Genomic DNA, 16,569 nt, shown 5'->3' with positions numbered 1-16,569 from the left:
CGCGCGAGCCGGAACCGGCACGGTGCGGCGGAAATCAGCTCCGATCCAACCGCTGCCCCAACCACTCCCGCAGTTCCGACGCGTACTCGGAATCCCGCAGGGCGAAGTCCACCGCAGCCTTCAGGAATCCGCCAGGATTTCCCAGGTCGTGTCGCGCACCTCGATGGACCACAACGTGTACCGGGTGCCCCTCGGCGATCAGCAACGCTACGGCATCGGTCAGCTGCAGTTCACCGCCGGCACCCGGCTCGATGCGCCGCAGCGCGTCGAAGACCTCCCGGTCCAGCAGGTAGCGCCCCGCCGCGGCCAGCTTGGAGGGGGCATCCGCGGGATCGGGCTTCTCGACCATCCCGTGCACCCGTTTGACGCCGGGGTCGTCCGTCTCGGAGACCTCGAAGATCCCGTAGGAGGTGGTGCGTTCCGGTGGCACGTCGAAAGCGCACAGGACGCTGCCGCCGTACCGGGCGCGTACCTCGGACATCCTCGTGAGCACGTCCTGCTCGTCCTCCTGCTCCGGGTAGACCAGGTCGTCCGGGAGCAGCACGGCGACGGCCTCGTCGGAGTCGTCGAGGTTGTCCTCCGCGCACCCGACGGCGTGCCCCAGGCCCAGCGCCTTCTCCTGGAAAGCCACCTCGGCGTCGATCAGTTCGGGGGCCCTGCGCACCTTGCGCAGCAGCTCGTCCTTGCCCCGTTCCTCCAGTGTCGCCTCGAGCTCCGGGGAGCGCTGGAAGTGATCGATGACCGATCGCTTGTCCGGCGCCGTGACCACCACCATCCTGCCCGCTCCCGCTCCGGCTGCTTCCGCGGCGACCAGTTCGATTCCGGGGGTGTCGATCACCGGGAGCAGTTCCTTGGGCACCGACTTCGTCGTCGGCAGGAAACGAGTCCCCAGCCCGGCCGCGGGCACGATCACGGTGCGGAAGGCCGCAGCCGTCCGCGAGTTTGTCTGGCTACTCATAACACGCGAGCCTAGCGATATTAGCTACCCTTCGTCGCTGTGACGCTCTCCGCTGACGAAATGGACCGAAAAGAGCAGTGGCGCCGCGAGCTGACCGCGGGGCGGTCCGCCACCTCGGAAACCGCTCGCGCGAACACGAACGACGCCCTGCGCACGGCCGTGCTGAGCCATCTGGCGCACTCGGGGGAAACCACCGTGTGCGCCTATGTCCCCGTCGGCTCCGAACCGGGGTCGCTGGAACTGGTCGACGGCATCCGTGAGCGCGGCTGTCGCGTACTGCTGCCCGTCGTGGCGGGCAGGCAGCCGCTGGAGTGGGCCGAGTACACCGGGCCCGACTCCCTGAACCGCGCCGGATTCGGCCTGCTGGAGCCGAACAACCCCCCGCTCGGAATCGATGCGATCTCGACGGCCGAGCTGGTGCTGGTCCCGGCTCTCGCCGTCGACCGGCGCGGAGTCCGCCTGGGCAAGGGCGCGGGCTACTACGACAGGTCGCTGCCACTGGCGTCCGGGACGGCCGAGTTGCTGGCCGTGGTCCGGGACGAGGAGCTCGTCGAGGACCTCCCCGCCGAGGAGCACGACGTGCGGGTGCACGGCGTGTTCACCCCGAGCGGAGGACTGATCCGGCTTCCCCGGTGAGACCCGCCCGGCCACCCGAGGGCGCGGACACGGGGCGTGACATGCTCGTGCGGCGCACTGTGACGCAGACCCGTTTGCGCCGGTAGCCCGGTGTCACGCATTATCGTATTGGCACTCGGATTTCGAGAGTGCCAAAGTACGTCGATGTCAGTGTCCGGGGACCGGCACAGTGTGCCGCCACGCGCGACGTCCGCACGTCGCCGTCCGATTCCGGAGGTATGAGACCCGTGCCCACCTATCAGTATGCCTGCACCGAGTGCGGGCACGATTTCGAGACCTTCCAATCGCTCAGTGAGAACTCGCTGACCGAGTGCCCGGAGTGCTCCGGCAGGCTGCGCAAGCTGTTCAACGCGGTGGGGGTCGTTTTCAAGGGCAGCGGGTTCTACCGCACCGACAGCCGGAACTCCAACTCGTCCAGCGAGTCCGCTTCCTCCACGAGCTCCTCCGGGGACTCCTCCGGCGGTTCGGGCTCCTCCGACGGGGGCTCGGGTTCCTCCGAATCCTCCGGTTCCTCTTCCTCCGGGGACTCCGGCACTTCCGGTGCTCAGACGCAGGCCTCCGCCGCGTCGAGCTGAGGACCGCTCCCGGGGGGCTCCGAGCCCCGAGGGGCGCGCACACGCACGGAGCCACCATCCGTCCACAGGACTCCGATCAGTCCACGGGCCGGAAGATCGGGGGCTTCGACGCTTCCCACACCGCCCTACGCTCCGCGGTGTGTTCTTCACAGCGGTGAACGAAGGGGAGCGTCATGGCGAGCCGAACGGGAGGGGCCGAACCACGGCTCGGTGCACGGCTGCGGGACCGGATCCGCGGCGCTCTGCCGCTCGGCGGACGCAGGGTCGCGCTGCTGCGCCGTTTCACGGCGGGGGCGCTGCTGCTCACGGCGGTGGCGCTCGCCCTGCCCCTCGCCCCGGCGTCCGGGCCGCGAGGCGAGCCCGTGCTGACCGCGGCTCACGAGCTGGACCCCGGTACGGAACTCGCGGCGAGCGATCTCGCCGTCCGGAGGATGCCGCGTGAGCTCGTGCCGGAGGGCGCCCTGCGCGACCGGGAACGAGTCGTCGGCGAGGTCCTCGCGCACGCCGTCCGGGACGGCGTGCCCCTGACCGATCTGAGTCTGCTCGACGACACGCTGGCCCGCGTCACGGCGGGAGACGACGACCGGGCCGCCGTCGTGCTGCGTCCCGCGGAGAGCGCGATCGCGGAACTCCTCCGTCCCGGGGCACGCGTCGACATCGTCACCGAGCGGGACGGCCGGGCAGCCGTGCTGGCCGAACGCGCCGCCGTAGTCGCCACGCACCCACCGGAAGCGAGCGGGGAGCACACCGCCCTCGTCGTGGTGGGCCTCGATCGTGCGCGGGCCGCGAAAGTGGCTTCGGCGAAGCTGAGCGGCCCGCTGACACTGACACTGCGGTAGGGCTCCGAAGGTGGAACCCCGCTACGGCGAAACGAGCGGAAAACCTCGATCAGCCGTGGTGCGGAGGGCGGTTCTCCCGGTACCACGAGTCCCCGGCCTCGCCCTCCTGCCGATCACGTTCGTCGCCGGTGGTGTCCGGCAGCACGTCGCCGAAGACCTCCGCGAGCTTCCGGGACCGGCGCGGTCGCTCCGGTTCCCCGGAAGCCGGATGTCGCCCCTCGGACACGAAATCAACCTCCACGTCGTTCACCGCTCCCGAGTCCGCGAGAGGTTCAGCTCAGCGCCCCCGGGGCCAGCCGAGTCCCCGGAAATCCTCCGCATCGACGCAAGCGCTCCGAGCCTACGCGGTCAGCACCGCCGACCCGCGCACTAGATCTCGTCCATCCCGGAGAGCTGCTCGATCACATGCGTCACCAGCGGCGTGAGGGTGGCCATGCCGTCCCTGATAGCGGCGCGGGACCCGGCCAGATTGACGACCAGCGTGCTGCCGGAAACACCGACGAGCCCCCGGGAGACCCCGGCGTCGACGGCACCCGCGGCCAAGCCGGACGCCCGCAACGCCTCCGCTATCCCCGGAACCGGACGGTCCAGCACACCGGAGGTCGCGTCCGGTGTGACGTCGCGTGGCGAGACGCCGGTCCCTCCGACCGTGATCACCACGTCGACACCGCCGATCACGGCCGTGTTCAACGCGTTCCTGATCTCGACCGCCTCCCCCGCGACGGCGACGTTGCCGTCGACGATGAAGCCGGCCTCCTCCAACAATTCGGTCACCAGCGGACCGGTGGTGTCCTCGTGCTCGCTCTGCGCGACCCGGTCGTCGACCACGACCACCAGAGCCCGCCCCAACCGCTGCGCGTTGCGTTCCATGCCGGTCACCGTAGCGTTCAGCGAGTCGAAGTCCGGATCCAGTGGCTCGGAGAAGCTGACATCGCGCAGTGGGTGATCGACGACACGGTTACCTCGACCGTCCATGTGTTGTCTCCTGCTTGTCGTGCGTTCCACGGGCTTTCCGCGTCCCCCGACTACGTGCGTCCCGTCCTGTGCACCCCTGTCCACGCGCGCCTCGCGGGGAGGTCCCGCCTCGCACGTCGGTGACGGGGCGTGGATGCGGCCCGGCCCGCACACGCACTGCCCGGCTCGCCTCGTTCTGCGAGCGGAAGGACCGGGAGCGGTCACTGCTCCTGGCCGGCGAGAGTCGCCTCTACAGTGTGCTCGTTGTTGCCCTGCCTGTCGGTCATCGTGAGAGTGACGGTCGTCCCCGGGGAGTAGGAACGGACGGCCGCCACCAGTTCGTCACCGCTGGTGATGGTCCGATCGTTGACCTTGGTGATGACGTCGCCCTTCTCGACGCCCGCCTTGGCGGCAGGCCCGTCGGAGGGCACGTCGACTATCAGCGCCCCGGCGGAGGAACGCCCGGTGATGTCGACCGTCACGCCGAGGGTGGTCTTGGCGGCCGTTCCGTCCTCGATGAGCTGCTTGCCGATCCGCTTGGCCTGATCGACCGGTATGGCGAACCCGAGACCGACCGAACCGGCCTGTCCGGTTCCCGAACCGGGACTGTAGATAGCCGAGTTGATACCGATCACCTGGCCGTCCATGTTGACCAACGGCCCCCCGGAGTTGCCCGGGTTGATGGCCGCGTCGGTCTGCAGGGCGTTGAGCACCGTGGCCTGGCTCCCGCTCTCGCCACCGGCCCGAACCGGGCGGTCCGTGGCACTGATGATGCCGCTGGTGACGGTCCCGGAGAGTCCGTAGGGCGAACCGATGGCCACCGCTCCCGAACCGACCTCGACGTCGTCCGAACGTCCCAGGGTCGCCGGGGTGAGCCCTTCGGCGTCGGCCTTCACCACGGCCAGATCGGCCCACGGCGCGGTGCCGACCACCCGCAGCTGCTTCGAGCTGCCGTCGTTGAACCGGGCGACGAGCTCTCCGCCCGTCCCCCCGGCCGTGGCCACGTGGTTGTTGGTGAGGATGTAGCCGTCCTCGCTGATCACGATCCCCGAGCCCGAACCGGATGAGGAGGAGCCGCCCGCGCCACCGGACTGAATCTGCACCACGCTCGGCAGCACGCTGTTCGCGACGGCCTGCGCCGATCCCGGCTCGGCCGTGCCGGTGTTGGAAGCGGGTTTCGGCTGGTCGAACGAGGTGACCGCGGAGGAGTCGTCGGTGAACTGGTTCACGGCGTAGCTGCCGACACCGCCCCCGATCAGGCTGACCACGGCCGCCAGGGCGGTCACCCCCACCACGAACCTGCCGCGACCGCCGCGCCCGCCCCGCTGGTTCGGCGGTGCGGACTCGTTCTGCGCCGCGGCCATCCCCTGGTACTGGTACGCCGCGTACTGCCCCTGCTGGTGCGGGTCCTGGGGCTGCTGTCCCTGCGGATAGGTGCCGTACTGCGCGGCGCCCTGCGGCATCCGCTGGGTGGGGTACCCCTGCTGCGGGCCCGTGGCGTAACCGGGTTGCTGCGCTCCGGGCTGCTCAGCGGGATGCTGCTGCCACGAGGGCGGCGGCTGTCCCACGCCGTACGGCTGCTGGGGCTGTTGAGGTTGCTGGGGCGGTTGGGGCTGCTGCGGAGCATAGGGCGACCGGGGCCACGCGCCCCCCGTCGTGGCTTCCGGCTCCCCTCCGGACTCCGGTGCGCCCCCCGGCTGCTGTTCCGGGGCCCGTTGCTCGTCCCGCGGGTGCTGCGGAGGCGCTCCGCCCGCGTCCCGCGTTTCCTCCGCGGGGCCCTGCGGCTCGGAGCTCGGGGCGCTTCCCCACGGGGTGTCCTGCCGTGCCTGTTCCGGGGACTGCTGTTCCCCGGCGGAACCGGAAGAGCTCTGCTCGGGGGGAACGGCGCCGGTGGTACCGCTCTCGCCCGCGGCTTCCCGCTGCGAGCCGTCGTCCCCCGGTGCTTGCGGCTCCTCCTGTCTTCCCTCGGAGAAACCGTTGTTCTGTTCGGTCATGTCTCCACCCTGCGTCATGCGACTGAGAACCGCCTGAGATCAGACTGGGAGTCGGACGATGATTGCCGAAAGACTCACCACCCCGGTTCGCGCGGGTGGTTCCCGCGGCGAAGCCACGGGGGCCGGATCGGGATCCCACGGCGGCACCGGCTGCTCGGGTGGACGTTTCGGCGCCGCCCCGCCCAGTCGGTGTCCGGGAGGGACGTCACACCTCCCGCAGGCGTTCGGCCACCTGCTCGGGGGTCACGTCGCTGACCCAGACTCCCATGCCCGACTCGGATCCCGCCAGGTACTTGAGCTTGTCGGCCGAACGGCGCACCGAGAACACGTTCAGGTGCAGCCAGGAGAGGCTCCTGCCCGTGTTGACCGGCGCCTGGTTCCAGGCGGCTATGTACGGCAGCGGGCCGTCGTGGAGCCGGTCGAACCTGCCCAGCACGTCCAGGTACACGGCTGCGAAGTCGTCGCGCTCCTCATCGGTGAGCTCGACCAGGTCGGGCACTTTCCGGCGCGGAGCCAGCATGACCTCCACCGGCCAGCGCGCGGCCGGGGGCACGAACGCCGTCCAGTGCTCGGAATCGACGATCACCCGCTGCCCCCCGGCACGTTCCGCGGCGAGCACGTCGCCGAAGACGTTCCCGCCGTGCCGCTTCTCGTACTCCTCGGCGACGCGCAGGTGCTGGGCCGTTCTCGGGGTGACGAAGGGGTAGGCGTAGATCTGCCCGTGCGGGTGGTGCAGGGTCACGCCGATCTCCTCACCCCTGTTCTCGAAGCAGAAGACCTGCTCCACACCCCCCTGCGCGGCGAGCTCCGCGGTCCGGTCCGCCCAGGCGTCCACCACGGTGCGCGCCTGCCGCCTGCTCAGTTCCGCGAAGGAACCGCTGTGCTCGGAGGTGAAGCAGACCACCTCGCAGCGCCCGCGCGCGGGGGCCCGCTCCACCAGCGCGTCCGTCGGCAGGCCCGCGGAGTCCTCCGGGTAGTCCTCCCCTGGGAAGCGGGTGAACGAGGGGAAGCGGTTCTCGAAGACCGCCACCTCGTAGTCGGTTTCCGGGATCTCGCTGAGCCTGCCGGGGGAGCTGGGGCACAGCGGGCACAGGTCGGCAGGTGGCTTGTACGTACGTGTCTGGCGATGCGCCGCCATCGCGATCCACTCACCGCTCAGCGGATCCCTGCGCATCTCCGAGGGGCCCGGCTGCGGAGGCAGCTCACGGTCGTCCTCGGCCCGCCTCGGCGGCGCCGAGGAGTCCGCGTCGAAGTAGATGATCTCCCTGCCGTCGGCCAGTCGCCGCGCGGTCCGCCTCACTTCCCGTCATCCTCCTTCGGATTCGTTTCCTCCGAGGAGCCGGCCGCTGCGCCACCCGCCGCGGCGACGGGTGCGATCGCGAGCTCGGAGACGTGGTCGTTCAGCGTGGCGCGGGCTTCGTCCGGCAGCCCGTCGTCGGTCACCAGCACGTCCGCTTCGTCGAGCCCGACGATGGTGGAGATCCCGACGGTGGACCACTTGGCGTGGTCGGCCAGCACGACGAGGCGGTTGCCGGTGCGGGCCAGTGCGCGGTTCGTCTCGCTCTCGTCCAGGTTCGGGGTGGTGAATCCCGCCCTGGTGCTCATCCCGTGCACCCCGAGGAAAACGACGTCCAGGTGCAGCGACTGCAGCGCGCGGACGGCCACCGGCCCGACGAGCGCGTCGGAGGGGGTCCGGACTCCTCCGGTGAGGATCACCGTGCGGTCGGTGCGTCCGCGCTGTTGCAGCACGTCGGCGATCCGCACCGAGTTCGTCACCACGGTCAGGTCGGCGACGTCGTCGAGGTGACGAGCCAGGGTCCAGGTGGTCGTACCGGCGGACAGCCCCATGGCCGTTCCGGGGCGGATCATCTCGGCCGCGCGCAGGGCTATGGCCTTCTTCTCCTCGGGCTGGTAGACCGATTTGGCCTCGAACCCCGGTTCGTCCGTGCTGCGGTCGAGCACCGAGGTGGCTCCGCCGTAGACCTTCTCGACCTCCCCGCGGGACGCCAGTGCGTCGAGGTCCCTGCGGATGGTCATGTCCGAGACACCCAACCGCTGAACCAGGTCACTCACCTGCACGGCACCTGTCCGGCGCACTTCGTCCAATATCATGTCCTGGCGCTGACGTGCCAGCATCGTCTCTCCAACCCACCGGGTGCGCCGGGTTCCGCGGGCCGTGCGGTGCGCACCGCACGGGGCGGGTCTCCGCCCCGCGAAAGCACCGGCCTTCACGCGTCCTCGCGAGGCCGTTCAGCACCGCCGAGTCGGCCCGGTTACCCGCAAGTCCACACAAAAACAACACAAAGCAACAACATCCTACAAGACTACGCGTCGAAGCCAAGCGTGTCGGCTCCAACACGACATCCGCGTTCGCCGCCGCGCGGTCAGCCGTTCTCGGTGGAGGCGCTCGGGCGGCCGGGCAGGTACATCGAGAGCAACGTCCCCCCCTCGGGGGCGTCCCCCACGCGCACGCTGCCCCCGTGCCGCTCGGCGACCTGCTTGACGATCGCCAGTCCGAGCCCCGAACCACGCAGCGGGCGGGCCTCGGTGGAGCGGTAGAACCGCTCGAACACGTGCGGCCGGTCCTCCTCCGGGATCCCCGGCCCGCTGTCGGCCACCTCCAGCACGGCGAACCCGGCGTCGTGCTGGCGCGACTCCACCCGGACGGTTCCCCCGGCCGGGCTCCACTTGGCCGCGTTGTCCAACAGGTTCAGCACGGCCCGTTCGAGCGCCGTGGCATCGCCGAGCAGCGTCCACGGCCGCAGCCGCACGTCGAACTCGACCTCGGAAGTGCGCCTCCTGGCCCTGCTCGAGGCCCGCTCGACGATGTCGACGAGCTCCACGGACTCGTGCACGGCGTTCGGGGCGTCCTCCCTCGCGAGCTCCACCAGGTCCCCCACCAGGGCGGAGAGCTCCGTGAGCTGGGCCTGCACGTCGTCCAGCATCTCGGCGCGGTCCTCATCGGACAACCGGGGGGTGTCGGGCTTGTCGGAGGCGATCAACAACTCCAGGTTCGTCCGCAGCGAGGTGAGCGGGGTGCGCAGCTCGTGCCCCGCGTCGGCCACCAGCCTGCGCTGCTGTTCCTGCGACTCGGCCAGCGCGCCGAGCATCTTGTTGAAACTGGTGGTCAAGCGGGCCAGCTCGTCGTCACCGCTGACCGGGATCGGACGCAGGTCACCCGTCCGCGCGACACGTTCGGTCGCCGCGGTCAGCCGCTGCACCGGACGCAGCGCCGGACGCGCCACGGCGGTCCCCGCCGCGGCGGCCAGCAGGATCCCCGCGCCGCCTATCACGACCAGGACCACGCTCAGCTGCGCCAGGGTCGCCTTCGTCGGGGCCAAGGACTGCGACATCACCAGTGCCATGTCGTCGCCCGCGGGCAACGCGATCACCCTGTTGTTGGTGGACTCGTCGGTGCGCAGCGACGAGGGGGACTCGCCTCTGGCGACGGAGAGTTCGTCCCCGCCCCACGGCGGTGCCTCCCCCGGGCCGGTCACCGACTTCCCGTCGGCCGAGACCAGGCAGATCCGCAGGTTGGCAGCGGCGTAGAAAGCGGCCGGGACCGACCGCAGGTTCGGCTCCAGCACCTGCGGCCCCGACACGGCCTGACTCGCGCGTTCCTGCAGGTTCTGGTCCACCTGCTCGTAGAGGCTCTCCCGGACGGTCACGAAGGCCCCGATGGAGACCAGCGCGACCGTTCCCGCCACGCAGATGGCCGCCAACAACGTCACCCTGCTGCGCAGCGAGACGCGCTGCCATCTGCCGGTCCTCTCGTCGGTGGGCTGCGCCTCGATCAGATCGGGCGGTGGTGGTGCCGGTGCTGTCACGGCGGAGTCTCCCGAAGCACGTATCCGACTCCACGGACGGTGTGAATCAAACGCGGTTCCCCCGAGGCCTCGGTCTTGCGTCGCAGATAGCCGACGTAGACCTCGAGCGCGTTGCCCGTGGTCGGGAAATCGTAGCCCCACACGTCCTCGAGCAGCCTGCTGCGCGTCAGGACCTGCTTCGGGTGCGCCATCAGCAGCTCGAGCAGCGCGAACTCGGTCCGCGTCAGGCTGATCCCGCGCTCCCCCCGGCGCACCTCCCTGGTTCCCGGGTCCAGCTCCAGGTCGGAGAAGCGCAGCGGCTCCGGCTCCTCGGCTCCCGGCTCGGGAGCCGAGGCCCTGCGCAGCAGGGCCCGCATCCGGGCGAGCAGCTCCTCGAGCGCGAAGGGCTTGGGCAGGTAGTCATCGGCTCCCGCGTCCAGCCCGGCGACCCGGTCGGAAACGGCCTCCCGCGCGGTGAGCACCAGGATCGGCAGGTCGTCCCCGGTGCCGCGGAGCCTGCGGGCGACCTCCAGCCCGTCGACCTTGGGCATCATGACGTCGAGAACCATCGCATCCGGACGTGCCGCGGTGAGCGACTCCAGGGCCTGCTGACCGTCCGAGGCCAGCTCGACCTGATAACCGTTGAACTCCAAGGACCTCCGCAGGGACTCCCGCACGGCACGGTCGTCGTCGACGACGAGAATGCGCATGTCCCCCAGTCTTACCCGAAGCCCTGAGAACAGACTGAGAAGCGGGCCGGGATCACCGGCGTGTCGAAAAATCTATGACCGGGGTCACACCCGCCCGGAGGTTCCCCACCGCACGAGCTATCGGAAAAGTGCGCGGGATCATTCACATCTCGGCCCTCTGGGAAGACCCGCCGCACGCACGGCAGGATGGCGAGGATGACAACGGCCGGACAACCACGAGGGGCTCACTCCTCGCAACCGACATCCGATCTCTACGACGTGATCAACCGACGTCGCGACGTGCGTTCCGAGTTCACCGGGGAGGAGATCCCCCCCGAGGTGCTCCGGCGGGTACTCGGCGCGGCGCACAGTGCGCCCAGCGTGGGGCTGTCCCAGCCGTGGGACTTCGTCCTCGTCCGCGACGAGGCCACTCGCAGGTCCTTCCGCGAGCACGTGCTCGCGGAGCGCAGCGTCTTCGCCGCCGAGCTGAGCGGGGAGCGCGCCGAGACGTTCTCCAAGATCAAGGTCGAGGGAATCGTGGAGTCCTCCATCGGGATCACGGTCACCTACGACCCCGAACGCGGTTCCCCCGACGTGCTCGGGCGCCACGCCATCGCCGACGCGGGCCTGTACTCCGTCTGCCTGGCCATCCAGAACCTGTGGCTGTCCGCCACCGCCGAAGGGCTCGGCGTGGGCTGGGTCAGCTTCTACCGGGAGGACTTCCTGCGCAGGCTGCTGGACATCCCGTCGGGAGTGCGGCCGGTCGCCTGGCTGTGCCTCGGCACGGTGAAGGAGCTCGCGCAGGAGCCCGACCTGGAACGGCACGGCTGGCGCAGCAGGCTGCAACTGGACGATGTTGTGCATGACGGCAAGTACCGGCACGATTTCACCCGGTAGCCTGATGCGCGAAGGTCGCGTAATCGACGCGGACTCCCCGGGGACCGAACCACGCCGGTTCGGCCCGACCCGGTGACTTCGCGATCTCGGAGTGCGAGGACGCCGTGGAACAAGACGATCCGATGCTGGTGGGCCGGATACCCGAGCAGGACCGTCATGTGCGTCTGTTACTCGACTCCGGGCGGATCGAGGAGTGCGAGGCCGCCTTCGACGACTCCATAGCCAGCGCTCCCAACCTCGTCGGCAACGAGTGGAGCCGCCCGGTCGTGATCGTGCACCGGGCACTGCTCGCCTGGAGGCTGGGGCGGGTGTCGCTCGCGCTGGAACTCGCGGCCGACGCGTGGAGCGAGCTGGACGCGGAGTGGCGCAACGACGCCTCCACCGCGCACGCCCTGAGCATGCTCGGCTATCTGCTCGAGGGGCACAGCACACCGGCGCTCGAGCTGCTCAGCCGCGCCGTGCGGATCGCACGGGAGTCCGACGACCCGGAGACGCTCGCGCACTGCCTGCTGCGCGAGGGGACCACGCTGGTGGCGCGTGTGCTGGTGCACGAAATGGCCTCCGAACGCTACCTCTCCGACGGGCTGGAGAAGTTCAACGAGACGATCAGCCTGAGCTCGTACGGGGCGCTGCGGAGGCGGGCGATGGCCAGCAGCGCACGCACGCTGGTGGAGCTGGGAAGCCTCCGAACCGCCCATGCACGGGTCCTCGAGGCTCTCGAGGACTCCCGGCGCACCGACGACCTGTTCGGCGAGTCGCTCTCCTACTGGACCCTCGCCGAGGTGCACCGCAGGCGGGGCGAGCTGGACAAGTCCAGGACCGCGGCCAGTCGAGCGCTGCACGGGGCCGAGCTCAGCAAGGACACGCTGCTGATCACGCGGATCTCCACCGATCTGGGGTCCATCTGCCAGCAGCTCGGCGACCACGTGGGTGAGGCCACCGCGTTGCGCAGGGCGCTGCGTGCCTCCGGAAGCACCGTGAGCGTGCTGCGGGAAGGGCTCGCCCAGGCGCTGGAGCAGCGGCGCATCGCGGTGCACGCCCAGCGCAAGGCCAACGCGGCCGAGGCCGCGGCGCTGCGGGACCCGCTGACCGGGCTGGCCAACAGGCTCGGCCTGGAGCGCTACGGGCCGGGGCTGATCGAGCGGAGCGCCTCCAGGGGGTGCATTCCCTGGCTGCTGCTGCTGGACGTCGACTGGTTCAAGGACGTCAACGACAGGGCCGGGCACTCGATGGGCGACACGGCGCTGCGCGAGGTGGCCGGGCTGCTGCGCAACGAGTGCCGCGGTGACGACCTGCTCTGCCGGTGGGCCGGGGACGAGTTCGTGATACTGCTCGTCGACTCGACCGGTGACGGCCGGTCCGCGGGCCCCGTGGTCGCCGAGCGCATCCGAGCAGCCGTCGACGGCCACGACTGGTCCCAGGTTCTGGGCGAGTTGGAGCGCCTCCCCACCGTCAGCATCGGGGCCGCCGCGGGACCGGCGCGGTTGGAGGACCTGTTCACCGCGGCCGACGTCGCGCTGTACCGGGCCAAGCACGGCGGGCGGAACCGGGTGGAGATCAACGATTCCGAGCGGCGCGAGCCCCAGACCGTCGAGTGAGTCCCGCCAACCGGTTCGTGGCGATAGGATCGGGCCCGTGTCGACGGCTCAGCAGTCCCGCGGCGGACCGTCCGGCCGAGGAAACGTCGATGGGTACAATGTGGATGGAGCCGGGAGCCGGGAGCCGGGAGCCGGGAGCCGGGAGCCGGGAGCCGGGAGCCGGGAGCCGGGAGCCGGGAGCCGGGAGCCGGGAGCCGGGAGCCGGGGTGATCCCTGGGGGACCGCGCCCGTGCGCAGGCGGGTTCTCGGGGTCGTTCGCAACCTGACCGCCCTGGACCGGCTCGCCGACGTGCTCACGGTGCTCGCCGATGACTTCCGGGTGGAGACCCGGTTCACCCACGCCGCCGGTTCGGAGTTCGACGCCGACCTGTCCGGGCACTTCCGCCGCGCGGGGATGCACGTGGTCCCGTGGGCGGAGGCGAGCGGGCGGAACTTCGACCTGGCCATCTCCCCCAGCGGCAACGGCGCGCTGCACGAGCTGGACGTGCCGGTGCTGACCCTCTCCCACGGCGCGGGCCACCACAAGCACCTCCCCTCCGGGCAGGGGTTCGGCTCGGAGGTGGCCGGTCTGGCGCACGAGCAGCTCGTGCGGAACGGAAGGGTCGTGCCCTCGGTCGTGTGCCTGTCCCATCGGGACCAGTTCGAGCTGCTGGCCCGCGAGTGCCCGCTCGCCAAGGACCGGGCCGAGGTGGTCGGGGACCCGTGCTTCGACCGGTTGCGGATCAGCACGCCGTCCCGGGAGAGCTACCGGGACTCCCTCGGGACCGGGGACCGCGAGCTCGTGCTGCTGGCGTCCACCTGGGGGCCGCGTGCGCTGTTCGGCCGCGCGCCGGAACTGGCCGGGGAGCTGGTGGACGCGCTGCCGGGGCGGAATCACCAGGTCGCCCTGGTGCTGCACCCCAACGTCTGGGACCGGCACGGTCCCTGGCAGATCCGGCAGTGGACCGACCGGGCCCGGGACTCCGGGCTGGTGCTGGTTCCGCCCGAGCACGGGTGGAAGGCCGCCCTCGTCGCCGCCGACACCGTGGTCTCCGACCACGGATCACTGGGGATGTACGCGGCTGCGCTGGGAAAACGACTGCTGCTGGCGGAGTTCGGCCGCCGGGAGGTGGTGGCGGGCACCCCGCGGGAGGAGCTGGGCAGGCGCGCCGCCTACCTGGATCGTGGTCTCCCGCTGCGCGAGCAGCTCGAGCGGGCCGCTCCGGTGGAGGGGTACGCCGAGCTCGTGAGCGCGGCCTTCGCGCGGCCCGGAGGAGCCGCCGATGCCCTGCGCCGGGTTATCTACGAGCAGCTCGGAATCACCGAGCCCTCGTGGCGGGCGGTGGCGCGGCCCGTGGACCCCTTCGTCCCCGAGTGAGCGCTCGGAGTTTCCGCGGCTCTTTTTGCGTAGGCGATTCAGGGTTTCCTTCGGCGCCGGAGGTCGGGGCACCGCAGCGAGAGCCCGCGAGAGGTTCCGCCAAGCAACCACCTACGACGAGGAAGCACGGAGCAGTCGATTACCCGAGTTCGGCGCGCAACCTCGCGGCTCGGGGGCTGCCCGCATGCTCGTAGATCGCGGCGGCCTCCCGCAGGCACTGCGCGGCTCGGTCGTCCTCACCCAGCTCGCGCAGTGACGGCGCGAGCCGTTCGAAGGGCTGGGCCAGGTCGAAGAGCAGCCGCTCGTCGTCCGAATCGGACTGGTGCGCGCTCATCTCGCGCACCGCCGCGCCCAGCTGCTCGACGGCTTCCTCGTGACGGCCCAGCCGCTGGTACACGATCCCCCTGGTGAGCCTGATCCGGGCCGGGGTGCGCCAGTCGTTCGGGAAGTCCTTCAGGCGCGCGGTCGCGGTTTCCAGGCGTTCCAGTGCCGTTCCCTGGTCGCCGAGTCCACTGTGGGCCTGGGCGGCGAAGTGCTCCACCAGGGCCATGCCGCGCTGTTTGCCCAGGGCGCTGTTGATCTCCCAGGAGCGGACGAGCGGCTCGATCGCCGACTCGTAGCTCTCCTCCTCCAGGTAGACCCGCCCGTGGAACTCGTGGGCCGAGGCCAGCACCTGGCGGTGTCCGGAGTTCACGGCGGTTTCGACGGCTTCGCGCGCCTGCTCGTGGGCCGCGGTGAAGTGGTGGAGTTCCATCAGCACGCGGGTGCGCAGGATGCGCATCCTGGCCAGGGCGAGCGTGTCGGCCCGGCGCTCGGCCGCCTCGACCGCGGTTCCGAAGGCGCGCAGCGTCTCGTCGTAGTGCTTGTGGTAGTTGTGCAGCGTCCACAGTGCACCGTCGCAGAGCGCGAGGACCGTTTCGTCGTCGCCGCGCAGCTCCGCGTCGTGCAGCAGCGCGAGGATGTTGGGGAGTTCGGTTTCCAGCCAGCGCAGCGCGGTCCGCTTGGTGAACGGGTTCCGCTCGGGCGCCACCAGGTCCTCGTCACCGGCCACGCGCAGCCTGTTCGCCTCCATCACGGCGCGGTCGGCGTGGGCGCCCAGCCTGCGGTAGCGGGTGACCAGGCGCCGGTGGGCCCGTTCGGAGTGCTCCCGGTCCAGCGCCTTGGCGTGTTCGCCTGCGTGGGCGCGCACCAGGTCGTGGAGGTGGAAGCGTCCCGGTTCGGACTCGCGCAGCAGGTTCGCGGCGTGCAGCTCGTAGAGCAGGTCCTCGGCCTCGGTCGGTGCGGTGTCCAGCAGCGCGGCCGTGGTCGCGACGTCGAAGGTGCGGCAGGGGACGGTACCGAGCAGGCGGTAGAGCTCGGTCTGGTCGGCGGGCAGGTCGGTGACCACGAGCTCCAGGGTGTCGCGCACGCGGGGGTTGTCGCGCAGGAACTCGGGCTTGTGGGACGGGTCGGCGAGCCAGTCGGCGGCGCGGCGCGGTGTCCAGTGCTTGAGCCGCTTGATCTTCTTGCCCACGGACTCCAGCGCCAGCGGCATGTTCCCGCACAGCTCGACGAGCCGCTTCGCGTCGGGGTCCTCCGCGTCGAGCCGCGTTTCGGTGATCCGGGCGAGCAGCTCGATCGCGTGTTCGTCGGAGAGCGGTTCGAGGTCGATCGAGCTCACCCCGTCGGAGGAGAATTCGTCCGCGCTGTACTGGCTGGTGAACAGGATCAGGCTCTCCGGGGCGGCGATCCGGAGCTGCAGCAGGTGGCGCGGGTGCACCAGCCCGTCGAAGACGAAGCCCATCCGGCGGTCGCGGGTCAGCTCGTGCAGCAGGACCAGCGCTTCCCCACCGGAGGCGGGCAGGTCGCGCTCGGCCGTGCCCAGCCGGCGCAGGCACAGCAGGGCCAGCTCGCCGGGGCCGGACGGGGCCAGCCCGTGGCAGTCGACGTAGTGGAAGCCGTCCTCGAAGCGGTCCTGGACTTCCCAGGAGAAGCTCCTGGCCAGCGTGCTCTTGCCGACTCCGCTGATGCCGCAGAGCGCGATGAGGACCGTGCCGGTGGTCTCGCCGTCGTCGGCCGCCCGGTCGAGCGCCTCGTGCAGCCTGCGGTTGTCGCTCCGGCGGTCGACCAGCAGTCTCGGGCCGGGTGGAAGGCTGTTCCGGCGACGTGCGGGAGACTCCTCCCGCGCCTGGTGGTAGTGCAGTGTCACTTGTTCGATGTGCGCCGCCTGCACCGCGTTGTGCGCGTCGCCGTGGAACTCGTTCGTCATCGCCACCCCAGTGCCGTC

At 70.7% G+C, this 16,569-nt stretch carries 15 protein-coding genes; 6 read left to right on the top strand and 9 right to left on the bottom strand.

Annotated features, from left to right (window positions below; translation table 11 throughout):
* Positions 1–34 precede the first annotated feature (34 nt).
* Entirely contained in the window at positions 35–958 is a 924-nt protein-coding gene (locus FHR84_RS12770; protein ID WP_179535704.1) for a UTP--glucose-1-phosphate uridylyltransferase, read from the bottom strand.
* A 60-nt stretch (positions 959–1,018) separates the two neighbouring features.
* Between FHR84_RS12770 and FHR84_RS12765 the strand changes: the two genes are divergently transcribed.
* From FHR84_RS12765 to FHR84_RS12755, 3 genes are all read left to right on the top strand, one after another.
* Entirely contained in the window at positions 1,019–1,594 is a 576-nt protein-coding gene (locus tag FHR84_RS12765) for a 5-formyltetrahydrofolate cyclo-ligase (protein ID WP_218862783.1), read from the top strand.
* A 227-nt stretch (positions 1,595–1,821) separates the two neighbouring features.
* The gene (locus tag FHR84_RS12760; protein WP_179535702.1) at positions 1,822–2,169 is read left to right on the top strand and encodes an FmdB family zinc ribbon protein; all 348 of its coding nucleotides are present in this window, start codon (positions 1,822–1,824) and stop codon (positions 2,167–2,169) included.
* Between the two features lie 173 nt (positions 2,170–2,342).
* Positions 2,343–3,008: an SAF domain-containing protein gene (locus FHR84_RS12755; protein WP_179535701.1), complete on the top strand. Its 666-nt coding sequence runs from the start codon at positions 2,343–2,345 to the stop codon at positions 3,006–3,008.
* A gap of 49 nt (positions 3,009–3,057) precedes the next feature.
* Here FHR84_RS12755 and FHR84_RS12750 read toward each other — a convergent pair whose 3' ends face one another.
* From FHR84_RS12750 to FHR84_RS12720, 7 genes are all read right to left on the bottom strand, one after another.
* Positions 3,058–3,249, bottom strand: a complete 192-nt coding sequence (locus tag FHR84_RS12750; RefSeq protein WP_343075273.1) for a hypothetical protein — start codon at positions 3,247–3,249, stop codon at positions 3,058–3,060.
* A 128-nt stretch (positions 3,250–3,377) separates the two neighbouring features.
* Positions 3,378–3,878, bottom strand: coding sequence for a molybdenum cofactor synthesis domain-containing protein (locus FHR84_RS12745; protein ID WP_142078354.1), 501 nt, complete (start codon positions 3,876–3,878; stop codon positions 3,378–3,380).
* Between the two features lie 305 nt (positions 3,879–4,183).
* Entirely contained in the window at positions 4,184–5,956 is a 1,773-nt protein-coding gene (locus FHR84_RS22455; RefSeq protein WP_246300507.1) for a trypsin-like peptidase domain-containing protein, read from the bottom strand.
* A gap of 205 nt (positions 5,957–6,161) precedes the next feature.
* Complete coding sequence (galT, locus tag FHR84_RS12735) at positions 6,162–7,256, bottom strand: galactose-1-phosphate uridylyltransferase (RefSeq protein WP_179535700.1); 1,095 nt, start codon at positions 7,254–7,256, stop codon at positions 6,162–6,164.
* Entirely contained in the window at positions 7,253–8,092 is an 840-nt protein-coding gene (locus tag FHR84_RS12730; RefSeq protein WP_179535699.1) for a DeoR/GlpR family DNA-binding transcription regulator, read from the bottom strand. Before FHR84_RS12730 ends, galT begins: the two co-directional genes overlap by 4 nt.
* Positions 8,093–8,340: 248 nt before the next feature.
* Positions 8,341–9,783, bottom strand: coding sequence for an ATP-binding protein (locus FHR84_RS12725; protein ID WP_179535698.1), 1,443 nt, complete (start codon positions 9,781–9,783; stop codon positions 8,341–8,343).
* On the bottom strand, positions 9,780–10,472 hold the full coding sequence (locus FHR84_RS12720; protein WP_179535697.1) for a response regulator transcription factor: 693 nt from the start codon (positions 10,470–10,472) through the stop codon (positions 9,780–9,782). Before FHR84_RS12720 ends, FHR84_RS12725 begins: the two co-directional genes overlap by 4 nt.
* 195 nt (positions 10,473–10,667) lie before the next feature.
* Here FHR84_RS12720 and bluB point away from each other — a divergent pair, with 195 nt between their 5' ends.
* From bluB to FHR84_RS12705, 3 genes are all read left to right on the top strand, one after another.
* Entirely contained in the window at positions 10,668–11,348 is a 681-nt protein-coding gene (gene bluB, locus FHR84_RS12715) for a 5,6-dimethylbenzimidazole synthase (protein WP_179535696.1), read from the top strand.
* A gap of 104 nt (positions 11,349–11,452) precedes the next feature.
* Positions 11,453–12,946: a diguanylate cyclase gene (locus FHR84_RS12710; RefSeq protein WP_179535695.1), complete on the top strand. Its 1,494-nt coding sequence runs from the start codon at positions 11,453–11,455 to the stop codon at positions 12,944–12,946.
* A gap of 229 nt (positions 12,947–13,175) precedes the next feature.
* Complete coding sequence (locus FHR84_RS12705) at positions 13,176–14,303, top strand: hypothetical protein (RefSeq protein ID WP_179535694.1); 1,128 nt, start codon at positions 13,176–13,178, stop codon at positions 14,301–14,303.
* Positions 14,304–14,442: 139 nt separating this feature from the next.
* Here FHR84_RS12705 and FHR84_RS12700 read toward each other — a convergent pair whose 3' ends face one another.
* Positions 14,443–16,551, bottom strand: a complete 2,109-nt coding sequence (locus FHR84_RS12700; RefSeq protein ID WP_179535693.1) for an NB-ARC domain-containing protein — start codon at positions 16,549–16,551, stop codon at positions 14,443–14,445.
* Between the last annotated feature and the right edge of the window lie 18 nt (positions 16,552–16,569).

The organism is Actinopolyspora biskrensis (genome assembly GCF_013408175.1).
GTDB lineage: Bacteria > Actinomycetota > Actinomycetes > Mycobacteriales > Pseudonocardiaceae > Actinopolyspora > Actinopolyspora biskrensis.
This window is presented reverse-complemented; position numbering and strand designations above follow the sequence as displayed.